This is a genomic window from Paenibacillus oralis (assembly GCF_003863965.1).
GTDB classification, from domain to species: domain Bacteria; phylum Bacillota; class Bacilli; order Paenibacillales; family Paenibacillaceae; genus Fontibacillus; species Fontibacillus oralis.
This window is the reverse complement of record NZ_RRCN01000001.1, coordinates 4,654,556-4,666,923: the sequence shown is the minus strand read 5'-3', so window position 1 is coordinate 4,666,923 and position 12,368 is coordinate 4,654,556. Positions and strand designations below refer to the sequence as shown.

General features: G+C 52.9%; 10 protein-coding genes and 1 pseudogene. 4 read left to right on the top strand and 7 right to left on the bottom strand.

Annotation, left to right across the window (positions count from 1 at the left end):
• Window positions 1-608: 608 nt before the first annotated feature.
• From EHV15_RS37475 to EHV15_RS37465, 3 genes and pseudogenes are all read left to right on the top strand, one after another.
• Window positions 609-695 (top strand): annotated as a pseudogene (locus EHV15_RS37475) (hypothetical protein); the annotation flags it as partial.
• A 78-nt stretch (window positions 696-773) separates the two neighbouring features.
• Window positions 774-1,070: a hypothetical protein gene (locus EHV15_RS37470; RefSeq protein WP_246061711.1), complete on the top strand. Its 297-nt coding sequence runs from the start codon at window positions 774-776 to the stop codon at window positions 1,068-1,070.
• Between the two features lie 84 nt (window positions 1,071-1,154).
• Window positions 1,155-1,451 carry a hypothetical protein gene (locus EHV15_RS37465; protein ID WP_246061710.1) on the top strand — a complete coding sequence of 99 codons (297 nt, stop codon included), beginning with the start codon at window positions 1,155-1,157 and terminating at the stop codon, window positions 1,449-1,451.
• Window positions 1,452-1,971: 520 nt separating this feature from the next.
• On the opposite strand, the gene EHV15_RS20745 is transcribed toward EHV15_RS37465, so the two are convergent.
• Together EHV15_RS20745 and EHV15_RS20740 are read right to left on the bottom strand one after the other, a co-directional pair.
• Window positions 1,972-2,355 carry a VOC family protein gene (locus tag EHV15_RS20745; RefSeq protein ID WP_128635451.1) on the bottom strand — a complete coding sequence of 128 codons (384 nt, stop codon included), beginning with the start codon at window positions 2,353-2,355 and terminating at the stop codon, window positions 1,972-1,974.
• A gap of 105 nt (window positions 2,356-2,460) precedes the next feature.
• The gene (locus EHV15_RS20740) at window positions 2,461-3,981 is read right to left on the bottom strand and encodes an extracellular solute-binding protein (RefSeq protein ID WP_246061709.1); all 1,521 of its coding nucleotides are present in this window, start codon (window positions 3,979-3,981) and stop codon (window positions 2,461-2,463) included.
• A gap of 138 nt (window positions 3,982-4,119) precedes the next feature.
• On the opposite strand from EHV15_RS20740, the gene EHV15_RS20735 reads away from it, so the two are divergent.
• Window positions 4,120-6,462, top strand: coding sequence for a helix-turn-helix domain-containing protein (locus EHV15_RS20735; protein ID WP_128632877.1), 2,343 nt, complete (start codon window positions 4,120-4,122; stop codon window positions 6,460-6,462).
• Between the two features lie 65 nt (window positions 6,463-6,527).
• Here EHV15_RS20735 and EHV15_RS20730 read toward each other — a convergent pair whose 3' ends face one another.
• Genes EHV15_RS20730 through EHV15_RS20710 form a run of 5 tightly spaced genes read right to left on the bottom strand, consistent with a single transcriptional unit; the run spans window position 6,528 to window position 12,345 of the window.
• Complete coding sequence (locus tag EHV15_RS20730) at window positions 6,528-7,847, bottom strand: MFS transporter (protein WP_128632876.1); 1,320 nt, start codon at window positions 7,845-7,847, stop codon at window positions 6,528-6,530.
• Window positions 7,848-7,895: 48 nt separating this feature from the next.
• Entirely contained in the window at window positions 7,896-8,846 is a 951-nt protein-coding gene (locus EHV15_RS20725; RefSeq protein ID WP_128632875.1) for a phosphoglycerate dehydrogenase, read from the bottom strand.
• A gap of 25 nt (window positions 8,847-8,871) precedes the next feature.
• Window positions 8,872-9,870: a 4-hydroxythreonine-4-phosphate dehydrogenase PdxA gene (gene pdxA, locus EHV15_RS20720; protein WP_128632874.1), complete on the bottom strand. Its 999-nt coding sequence runs from the start codon at window positions 9,868-9,870 to the stop codon at window positions 8,872-8,874.
• Window positions 9,867-11,150, bottom strand: a complete 1,284-nt coding sequence (locus tag EHV15_RS20715) for a four-carbon acid sugar kinase family protein (protein WP_128632873.1) — start codon at window positions 11,148-11,150, stop codon at window positions 9,867-9,869. The genes pdxA and EHV15_RS20715 overlap by 4 nt, the downstream gene beginning before the upstream one ends.
• A gap of 10 nt (window positions 11,151-11,160) precedes the next feature.
• Entirely contained in the window at window positions 11,161-12,345 is a 1,185-nt protein-coding gene (locus EHV15_RS20710) for an iron-containing alcohol dehydrogenase (RefSeq protein ID WP_128632872.1), read from the bottom strand.
• Between the last annotated feature and the right edge of the window lie 23 nt (window positions 12,346-12,368).

The following is a 12,368-nucleotide window of genomic DNA, read 5'->3' as shown; positions in this document are numbered from 1 at the left end:
GGGCGCATACCAAGGAAGTTCCCTCAGCATAAGCGCCCTCATTTTTTACAGAATAATCGAGAGAAATGCTTTTTAAGGATTGATTGCTGTCCCCGCCGGTTTGACACTGATTCGAGCATTACAATGATGGTTTTCTCGGGCTGGTGCCAAAAACCAGCGTAAAGGTCTTAGTGCCCTTGATTTAGCTGGGTAAAGCAGCAATCCATTGCCGGAGTTGACGCTGAATCAGAGGCGGACAGTGTCTTCCCAGCTTTTTTTGGCGTGCCGGTGACATGATCTCTAAACCGGGCAGTTCGTGTCAGGTTCGTGTCTTGGTGCCGCCCTTGCCTTGGTGCCCCTGCCTGCAGCCTTTGCACGATTATCCCATTCGCTCAGGGAGCAGGGGGTGGGGGCTAGGCAAGGGTTCCAAAAAAGAGAAGAATAAGAGATGAGGAACAAATGAGGCGGTTAAGGTGAGATTTTCAGTTCGTAATAGGAACGTACGTTTGGTATAATGGGATAAATCGAACGCACGTTCCTAAGTTCTTGATTCGGGGGCGAGCAAACATGGAGGTCAATGCGGGAACGGAACATCAACCATTCACCAGCCGTTATAACAGCGAGCAGGCCTGCATGGAGGCGCTGATCGCGATGAAGAGTGGCCAAGCGGCTTCGTCTGCCCGCGCTGTGCTCACACCCGGTGCAGCCGTCTGACCTCCCGGCATATCTCCTTGTTTGAGTGCGCAAAGTGCAAGCATCAAACGTCGGCTTTGGTTGGTACGATTTTTAAAGGAATGCATCTGCCCCTGCTCAAGTGGTTCGAGGCCCTGGATTTATTCCTGCTTGAGGACGGCATCTCGGCGAGACGACTGAGCCAGGTGATCCGGGTCACCTACAAAACCGCCTGGTTGATGCTGCACAAAATACGCTATGCTGTCGGGGAATTCGATGCCCGGGAGCTACTCTGCGGAGACGTGAAGGTGAACAGCAATCAGTATGGGCGTAACCCGTCCCGGTGTCAGTTTTCGCATCCGTATGCCTCAGCGGTCGTAGCGGGGTGCACAGTCACGGAGTCGGGCGAGCCGGAGTAGGTCAAAATCCGGCTGGTACCGCACAAGAGAGGAGACGGACAAAGGGCAAACCGTCACGAACTCGCCGCGTTCATCAACGGGCATGTGGACGTCCGTACATCGGCGGTGCAGTCGTTCCCTCTAGCCTTTCGGCTGTATGTGCCCTTACGGAAAGTAGTGAGAGAGGTGTGGGAATCGCTGAAGAGTACATATATAGCCTTGGGACTGAAGCATCTTCAGGCGTACCTGAACGAGTACACCGGACGCCGCCGGCTGCACCTGCCCGGAGCGAAAGAAACGATGCGGCAGAAGTTGCTGCACATGTGTGTGGCGATTCCGGCGATCCCTTACCGCCGGCTGATCGCGCGCCAACCGAACCAGCCTCTTGCGGCTGCGGCCTGATCATGGCGTTTGAACGGTAGGGGTTAGTTGGATGCGGATCAACTTGCTTTGATGGGGATCAACTTGCTTGGTGTGAGTTAGCATGAACGGTGCGGGCGTTGCTGCAGATGGAAGCGTTCAGCCTACGGCAAAATTACGGTCTTTTCGTTTCCCTCGCGTCTTGTCCTTGATATCCTGTCTTGATCTCTTGTCCGGTCTGTTTCACCTCCCCTAAACCTGATTCCTTCTCCTAAGCCCATCTAAACTATCTCGAACCGATCTGCTTCTCCACCAAATATTTTCTTCTCCCGAGCTTGTCTGTTTCTCTGCTACCCTGTTCAAACGGGATAATCATGCAATGCGTCCGGACAGCGAGTATTGATCTGCCGCCCCCCCCTTTATAACGGCCGCTGCAAAGGGTATATGCCCTTTTCTGTAGGGGTGCAGAATCGCCGTCATCGAAGGACGTGAAATAATGTAAAAGACCTTAAGTTCCGCCGTCAAGCGGAAGCTAAGGTCTTTGCTAAATCTATTGGCTATTTTACTTCTGAATGATCTGAATAAGGTTGCCGCATGTATCGTCGAAGATAGCTATTGTTACATCGCCCATTTTTGTCGGCTCCATTGTAAACTTCACGCCGTTATCCAATAATCTTTTGTACTCATTATGAATATCATCAACGCCAAACATGGTTACTGGGATGCCATCGGCAACTAACTTCGTTTGATACTCTTTGGCGGCAGGATGGTCATTGGGTTCGAGTAAAAGCTCGGTACCGTCTTGATCATCCGGAGAAACAAGTGTTATCCACCTAAATTCTCCGGCGGGAACGTCTTGCTTTTTTACAAAACCCAGCGTGTTTGTATAAAACGCCAATGCCTTGTCTTGATCTTGAACGAATATACTGGTAACAATAATTTTCATCATGTTTGCCTCCTTTGATATTTGCAATGTTGGTGCTCTACTAACAATCTGGCTTCAATCAGAAAAAACCATACATTCGTCACAAGCTTTTAAACCAAATCAGAATCATTTTACTCCCCTACCTGCAAGGGAAGCCTCGAATTCCTTGATAATCGTTTCCCCGCCGCTAAGTTTCCAGCGTTCGATTTCCTGCTTAAAGCCTTCGGCATCGATGTTGCCGAGGATGTAGTTGTACGTGGCATCCGTGATGATCACCGAAAGCTCGGCATTTTTCTCATCAAAGGTCGGCGAACTGAGCTGAACCGTCGGGTCCTCGACCAGAAACGATTCATTGTCCTTACTGAGCTGATCCGCAATATAGGTTAGATGTTCTTTTTTGGCGACCTCCATAATGTTTTTGTTGCTGATGTCGGCAATCAGCAGCGAATACAGCGGGTTCACCTCGTACACCCGAAGCTGCGAAGTCTCTTCCGGAAGGACCACTTTCCCGTTTTCCGTATAATAGTGTCTTCCCTCAAATCCGTACATCATCAGATTGGCGACATCCTTGTCCATAGTCCGGTCAAAAAAGCCAAGCACTTCCCGCAGCTCTTGCTCCGTAGGGATCGCCTTTTTGGAAAACAAATATAGGCCGTTATAATTCGGAATCGACCATACCTTGTATCCGTACGGACCTTTGATCCGGTTGACCAGCGTAAATTCGGCGTCCGGATGGATCGCCCTGGCTTCAATGGACAGCCGCTGAACATCGGTCATGCTTCCGATAAATACGCCCGCCTCGCCGCGAATGAACTTGTCGCGCTGAATTTCTTTGCTTGTGAGCGGAAAATCCTGATTGATCAGCTTCTCGTCGTACAGCTTTTTCATAAAATTCATCGTATCCATGTATTCGTCCGTCATAAATTCCGGGATGACATGACCGTCCTCAATTTTCCAATTGTTTGGCGTTCCGAAATAAGAACTTAATGTCTTGAAGATGCCGTACACGAGATCATTGCGGTCCACAACGCCCAGCGTGTCCTGCTTCCCGTTTCCGTCCGGATCGTTATATGTAAATTGCTTCATCACCTCATACAGATCTTCCAGCGTCTGCGGTTCTTTTAAATGAAGGTTGTCGAGCCAGTCTTTGCGCAGAATGACCCCTTGTCTTGAAGAGGGACGTTCGGTATATAATCCGTATATTTTTCCGTCCACTGCGGTCTGGTCAAAAATATTCCGGTCAAGCTGGCGGAGGTTCGGGAACTCCTCCAAAAACGGGCCGATTTCCCAGAAAACGTCCGAACGAATCGCATTATTGACCAGATTGTAATCGGAAAATTTCACAAAGCTGACTTTTGCCAGTGAATTGGTCGTGAGCCCGGTCATCATCTTGTCGGTATAAACGCCCTCCGGTACCCAGCGAAGGTCAAGCTGTACGCCGGTTAGCCGCTCGATTTCCGCAACGACATCCTTGGAAGGCGGCTGAGGAAAATGCAGCGGCGCCAAAATCGAAATAAAGGTACGGTCTTCGCCGGCCGCCGGGCGTTTCGCATCCCGGTTTATGCAGCCGCCAAGCGCGGAAACGGCGATCAAGCAAATGGCAAACGTGCAGAACATGCTTTTTATCCCGCCGATTTTTCTGAACATTCGGTAGTTCCCCCTTAAAAATCCGAAAATGAAACAAAATGATTATTGCCCCACAAGATGATTATTGTAATTATCTGTAAAACATCATACACTTGATTATAGCCGTAATTCATCACATAAGGTCAGGTGCTGATATTGGTGAAACCATTAAGCTTCTTAAGCAAACTAATGATTTTTACGATCGTTGTCAGTACACTTCCCGTGCTGTTCATCGGTACCTTTTCCTATTTGACCTCGACCCGGGAAATCCAAAAAAATGTAAGCCAGAGCAAAATTGAGCTGATTTCACAAATTAACTCAAATGTAGAACGTAAATTGACGACTGTCAATCAAACTTTAAATCAAGTGGTCAACTCGACCGTGCTTAGAAGGGCTCTTAACAACCCGTTGGGTGAAAGCGATTTCAAATTATACAACGATTTGCGCAACGAAATCCGCAACATGCAGTCCTTCGATACGAAGCTGGAAGACGTCGTTTTGATCAATATGCAGCAGAATTGGATGGTAAAAAATTCGGGGCTCTACCGGCTGGACGAGTATAAGGATCACGAGCGGCTCGAAGGGCTGATGGATACGCCCGACAGTACCTCGTGGATTTTAACCCCGTCGGCGTGGTTTTACAGCGAGGAAAACATCAATTCCGCACCGTGCAGCTACAGCGTCAGTCTGATCAAGAAGCTTCCGGTCTCCAAGCTGCACAAATACGGGCTGGCTCTGGCGAATATTCCCGCTTGCAGCCTGCAGGACAGCATCACGACGGAGGTGCAGCCGTTGGACAGTATTATCGTCATCGACGAGCATCAGCGGATTTTAATGCATCCCGATCCGTCGTTCATCGGCAGGCCGCTCGGAGAGACCGGTTTTGCCGATGTGTCCCTGATTGCGGACGAGGCCAAGCCTTCCGGGCAATTTCAAACTTTGATCGGCAAAAAGGATTTTTCCGTCACTTATTTGCGCTCCCAATTAAACGGCTGGGTATACCTGTCGGTGACCTCAATCGGGAGTTTGACCAAGGAAGCGGGCAAAATCGGGCAGTTTACCTTTTATGTGTGCCTGCTCATGCTCATCCTGTCCATCTTACTGGCCTGGTTTGGTTCGCGCCGGATGTATTCGCCGATCGAACGGCTCCTTAACCAGATGGGCCGGCGAAAGACCGAGGTCCGCCAGAGGCATACCAGCGAGTTCGAAATGATCGGCGAAGAGTTCCACCAATTATTTCAGTCGAAATCCCGGCTCGAAACGGAGATTCGCCAGCACATCAGACAGGTTCGCACCTTTTCCTTGATTCAAGCTTTCCAGGGGAAATACAAAAAACGCGAGCTTCTGGAAAAACTCGAACAGTACGGTTACAAAGATCATATCGAGGAATGGCAAACGATGGCAGTCGTCACGCTGGCGATCGATTATTCGGACGATTCGGCCTACGAGAAGAAGGATCTCAATCTGCTGCTGTTCGCCGCGCAAAATATGATTGAGGAACTGGTGGAACCCCATAGCAGGTTCGCTCCCGTCATGATGGACCAAACCATCGTCACTTTGATCGGAAGCGCGGACGGAAATGCCGGAACCTTTCACCGGATCGTTTATGCCTTGACTGAACAACTGCAGCATGAAATCGGCCAGTGCCTGAAATTGCAGGTCAGCATCGGTCTAAGCTTGCCTTTCCAATCCATTCACAAAATTTCACTCGCCTACCGGGAAGGGATCGAAGCGCTGAAATACCGGATAAAACTGGGCACCGGAGTGATTATCCAATACGAGAACATCAACTCCGGCAAACATGTGCTGAATTTGAACTACCCGACTCACAAAGAAAACGACCTGATGGACGCGATCAAGCTGGCCGAACCGGGCAGAGCGAAGGAACTTACCGGCTTGCTTTTTAAGTCCTTGTTCGCTCAGGAGTTATCGCCACATGAGTATCAAATTCCGCTGACTCGCTTGCTGAACAATTTGCTGATTATGATGCAGGAATCGGGGATTTCCCTGCAGCAGATTCATTATGCAAACAGCTCGTTGTTTGAGGAAATGCTTGACCTTCACACCAAAGCGGAAATCGAGGACTGGTTCTGGACCACGGTCATCCATCCGCTGATCAAAATTTTCAACAGCAGGCAAAACGCGCAGTATCACAATATTTCGGAAAAAATCATCGATATGATCCAGCATCATTACGACACCGACTTGACCTTGGAGGAATGCGCCTCGCGCCTGCATTACAACGCGAACTACATCAGCAGTATTTTCCGCAAGGAGACGCAGTACTCTTTTAGTGAATATCTTACGATGTACCGGTTCAAAATGGCCAAAAAGTGGCTGAGGGAAACGGATATGCCGGTCAAAGATATCGCGGCGAAGCTCCGGTACAACAACTCGCAGAACTTCATCCGTTCATTCCGCAAAGTGGAGGGCATGACGCCGGGACAATACCGCGACACCACCGCTGCGCATGGGTCCGGAAAGGTGCGGGAATCGATTTAGGGCGAAACAAGAAAAGCGCAGCGGGCTGCCCCTTCTGCGCTTTTGGCTTGGATCAGTATTCCAAATTAGGCATTTTTCACTTGAATCGGCTCTACCTTTTTCATCAGGAACAGATAGTTCACAATCGCAATTACGATCAGTACCGCGGAGAAAATCAGCGCCGGTACGAAGGAGCCTGTGCTGGCTACGATGAAACCGGTAATGATCGGACCAACGACACCGCCCATGTTGGAGACGGAGTTTTGCATCCCCGCTACAACGGATGTCATGTTCTTCGGAGCCACATCGCCCGGAAGCGCCCATACCTGGGATGCAGCCACCGTTGTGCCGGACTTGGCGATACACAGCAGCACCACGGCGAGAACGGCAGACTCGGCAAAAGCAGCAAAACCGATGCAGGCCGCCATTAGGAGGCCAATAACCAGAAAGAGCTTGCGTGTTGCGGTCAAGGATAGCTTTCCGCTCGAGTAAATCCGGTCGGATAACCAGCCTGCGGCCACCTCGACAACCATCGCACACAGCAGCGGCAGTGAGGCTACGAACCCCATTTCGATCAGATTCATGCCCCGTTCCTTGACCAGATACGTAGGAAGCCATGTAATGAAGAAATAGGAGTTGTAGTTAATCATAAAGAACCCGATACACATGGCCCAAATATTTCTGTGCTTCAGCAAATGATACCATTTCATCGGCTGCTTGCTGTCAGTGCCCTCTTTCTTGGTCTGGCCCTCGCGGATGTGCTGCAGCTCCGCTTCATTGACTCCCTTATGCTCCTCCGGGGTTTCCTTGAAATAGAGGAGCCAGATGATGCCCCATATGACGCCGAGCACACCGATAATGACAAAGGTCATTTTCCAGCCGTACATGGCGATGAGCCAGACGATCAGCGGCATGGCAATGGCCCCGCCAAACTTGGAACCGCTGTCAAAAATACCGGATACGGTCGCTCTTTCCTTGTCCGGGAACCATTTGGACGCTATTCCCGCATTGCTCGGATAAGCCGCCGCTTCCCCGACGCCCAAGGCGACCCGGAAGCCGAGCAGTGACTTGAAGCCTGTCGCAAGTCCGGTCACCGCCGTAGCCAGCGACCACCAGATGACGGCGAAGCCAAGCGTCTTCTTTTGTCCGAAACGGTCGGCAAACCAGCCGGCCGGAATCTGCAGCAGCGCATAGGACCAGAAGAAGCCGGACAGGATAATGCCCATTTGCGCTTCGCTTAACGAGAATTCATCCGTCAAAAATGGAGCGGCAGCCGAAAGCACCGTTCGGTCAATATAGTTAATGGCAATCGCCGCCCACATCAGTAAGGCAATAACCCAGCGGACTTTTGACTTTTTGCGGACAGGTTTTGATTCAGTGGCGGTTGTCAGTTCATTAGCTTGCATTTTGTCTAGCCTCCCTGTTCCCAAGTCGGGATACAATGTTAAAAATAATTACAGCCCGTTCACCACGTGCTGCGGTGCCTTCTCATGGACGATTACGTCTACAATATTGCGGACACAGGTCATGCCAAGCGTGTTCACCGCGCCATCCGTATACCCTGCGATATGCGGTGCAGCGATAAAGTTCGGCAGCGCGAACAGCGGGTGCCCGGTCAGCGGTTCCTGCTCGAATACGTCCAGCGCGGCGCCTGCGATCCTTTTCTCTTTCAAAGCCTGATACAGCCCCTCCTCATTGACGATGCCGCCTCTGGATGCGTTTACCAGGAAGGCGCTTTCTTTCATCATAGAGAATTGATCGGCTCCAATTAAATTTCGTGTCTGTTCGATCAGCGGCATATGCAGCGTAATGAAGTCGCTTTCTCTTAGCAGCTCTTCCAGCCCGACCAGACGCACCTTCCACTGCTCCGCAAACTTATGGTCAGGGTACGGATCATACGCAAGCAGGCTCATATCGAATCCGCCCGCCCTGCGCGCCACCTCTTTCCCGATGCTGCCCAGTCCGATGATGCCAAGCGTCTTGCCGTAAACGTCCGTACCGAAAATTTTCGGCCACTCACCTGCCTTGGTGCCCTTGTCAGCCGCCGGAATCTGCCTGGCAAGCGCCAGCATCAGCCCGAAAGCAAAATCCGCGACTGCATGTTTATTCGCGTTTGGAACGTTGGTCACCCAAACCTGGCGTTCCTTGGCCGCTTCCAGATCGATGTTATCGACGCCTACGCCGTGCTTGCATACAATTTTCAGGCTCGGAATCCGGTCAAGCACATGTCCGTTAATCGCATTAAAAGCAACGATAGCCGCGGCTGCACCCTGAGCCTCCCTGATAAAATCCTCTTCCCCGATATCAGCAGGCAGATGGACCAATTCAAGGCCATGCTGCTCCAGGTATCGGAACGGTTCATCCGAATATTTGCCGAACGACGGCGATGTGGAAACTACTTTCATCCTGATTTGCCTCCTTTATCTCAGCTTATAAACGCTTTGGCGCCAGCTCGGCAGCGGAACGGATGGCGGCCAGCAGGCTTGCTTCATCCGCCTTGTTCTGCCCGGCAATATCGAACGCTGTCCCATGGTCCACCGAGGTGCGGATAACGCCGCCTTTCAGGCCCACCGTAATGTTCACGCCTTCCTCCAGGCCCAGCACCTTGATCGGAATATGACCCTGGTCATGGTAGCAGGCCACCACGATATCGAAATCTCCGCGTACGGCCCGGAAAAACACCGTATCTCCCGGCAGCGGGCCTTCCACATGAATGCCTTCCGCCCGCGCTTTTTCGATGCCCGGTACAAGCTGGGCTTCCTCTTCGCCGTTGCCGAACAGCCCCTTCTCGCCCGCATGAGGGTTAATGCCGCAGACGGCGATGTGCGGGTTCGCGTATCCGGCGCGCTTGAGCGTTTCATCAGCCAGTGCGATCACCTTATAAGTCCGTTCCGGTGTGATGGACTGAATGGCTTCAATCAGCCCCTGATGTGTCGTCAGATGAATCACCTTCAGCTTGGGCGAGGACAGCATCATGGAATAGTCTTCCGTCCCGGTCAAATCCGCCAAAATCTCCGTATGCCCAGGATAGCGGTGGCCGCCCATATGCAGGGCTTCTTTGTTCAGCGGAGCTGTACAGATCGCTTGGATCTCCCCTTCTTTGGCCAACTCGACCGACCGCTTCAGGAACTGGAACGCCGCATCTCCCGCAGCCGCCGAAAGCTGGCCGAAGGGCAAATCCTCCGGCAGCAGGTTCTGATCCAGACAATCGATCGTTCCCGGCTCAAACCGGCATTCCTGAATGGAATGCACGGGGCCCAGCACCAGATCAGAGCCCGTCACATCCAAGGCCCTTTTCATGATCTTGGCGTCCCCGAGCACAACCGGCCGGCACTGCTCATACACTTCCCGATGTCCTAACGCCTTTACGATAATCTCCGGTCCGACGCCCGCCGCGTCGCCCATCGTAATCCCGATAATTGGTTTCATAATGCCCCTCCTTGCAGTTTCAGCACCGCTTTCTCCATTACAGCTTCCGAGCCGAAGTTGCCCGCCTTGGTGACTGCGAAAATATCTTGTTCTCCGGAAAGTTTACCAAGCGGTATGCCGTTCTCCACCTCCGACAGCAGCCGGAATTCATGCAGGTTCAGCCTTTGGAATACCTGATGCGCCGTGTCTCCTCCGGTCAGGAACAGATGCTGCAGGCCGTGTCTAGTCACCAGCTCTGCGGCGCATTTCCCCAGCGCCATCGAGATCCGGTTGCTGATCTCCACTGGGCCAAAGCCGAAGCGCTGCCCGGCCCTTCTTGTTTCCTCCACTTTATCCGACGAAAATAACACCACATGCCTGTTTTTTCCCAAGGCATCATCCGCCAGCCGCCGCAGCCTCTCCATTTCGGCCTCCATGTCTGCTTCGCCGCTGATCACCCGAACTGCGTCCATTTCGATGCCCGTCACCCCGGTCACCTGCAGCACCCGCTCCAGCTGTCTGCGGCCGGCCGGGCTTACGCTGCCGACCACCAGCAGGACAGGCTTTTCCGATCTCGGCAGGACCTCCCCGGTATGCACGCGGGACAAGCCGTAGGCCTGGGGCAGATACCGGATCAGCCCGGATGAGCCGGCCCAAATGACCGAATAGGATAGCGGCGTGATATGCTTCACGATCGCCTCCATGTGGGCTTCCGTTGTGGAATCCGCGACGATATAGGCAATCTGCTGTTCCTTGAACGCAGCCATCCGGGCCGCGATATGCTCCGTTCCCTGCTCCAGATCGGCTCTGGACAGATGTCCCACCTTCCGCTGCGCCTGATCGCCGATCAGCTTGACCAGGCGCGATTCCTGCACCGGCGTCTTGGGATCATGAGCAGCTTCCGTTTCATGCAGCTTTATGCCGTTCACATAATGAATCCCGTCGATCACCTGCCGTCCATTCCCGATATAAGCCGGAGCAATGATGACAAAATCCGGCTCAAACACGTCATATACCGCGTTGATCTCCTGCCCCACGTTCCCGCGCATGGTGGAATCCATTTTTTTGTACAGCACGTCAAAGGGCTCATTGCGGATTTGCCGGCATGCTTCCTGAACCGTCCGGTAGGCTTCTTCCCCGGACAGGGACCTGCTGTCCGTATTCAGGATCACCGCTTCGTTCGGAAGCGGATTTGGCTCCCGCCGCCCCAGGACGACCGACACCTGCAGGCCGTAATGGACGAGCTGTCCCCCGCAATCACTGGCGCCAGTCAGGTCGTCGGCAATGACTGCTATCCTCATGCCATCACCTTCAGGAGCTTTGCGGGAGCAGCTTGCGGTAGATCACTTTCATGTCTTCCACGCTGACCGGCTTCGGATTGTTGTTCAGCAGCCGGGTAACCTTCGCTGCGGAGAATGACAGCTCCTCGACATCTTCCTCGGATACGCCGTACTGCTGCAGATTTTGCGGGATGTTCAGCTCCTGCGTCCACTCGGCAATGCGCCGGATGACGGCCTCCGCGGCTTGCTGTTCGGACAGCCCGTTCACATCCAGGCCCATCGCCGCCCCGGCGATTCTCAGGCGGGGAGCCGCCGCGTCCATGTTGAATTCCATCACATGCGGCAGCAGCATGGAATTCGCCACCCCGTGGGCAATCTTGAATTTGCCGCCAAGCGGATAGGCCAGAGCATGCACCGCAGCCGTTCCGGCGCTGGTCAGCGCCATGCCGCCGTACATCGAGCCAAGCAGCATGTTCTCTCTTGCCTCAATGGATGAACCGTGATGGTATGCCTCAAGAATGCTGGAGGCGATAAGGCGGATCGACTCCAGTGCAAACATATCGCTGATCGGATTCGCCTTGTTGGAAATAAAGGATTCAAGCGAATGCGTAAAGGCGTCCATACCGGTGGCGGCGGTTACCGCCTGCGGCAGACCAAGCGTCACCATCGGATCAAGGATGACAAGCTGCGGCAGCAGATAGGGGCTGACCACACCAATCTTCAACTCTTCCTCCGGAATCGTCACAATCGCATTTGGAGTCACCTCGGCGCCGGTTCCCGATGTCGTAGGGATGAGCACTGTTGGAATGCCCGCCTGTTTGATCAGGTTCGTGCCCAGGAAGCTGCGGATAAATCCGCCGTTGGCCGGCAGCACGGACAATATTTTGGCCGCGTCCAGCACGCTGCCGCCGCCGATGCCGATAATGACATCCACGCTTGCGCCCGCCGCTCCCAGCGTGTCTCTATATACCTCTTCAATGTTTTCCAGCGTTGGCTCCGGCAAAACATCCAGCGTCACCTGCGCCTGAATTCCCTTCTCCATGAGCTGATTTAGCAAGCCGTCCAGAATACCGGAGCTTTGGATAAACGGCTGCGTCACAACCAAAGCGCTGCGGATTCCGGCAGCCACTGAGTCCAAATGCTCGCCCAAAGTGTAAAGGCTATCTCTGCCGGCGATGATTTTGGCTGCTGTCTGAAACTGATACAATACCTGCATCGTTAACTCTCCTTCCCATGATC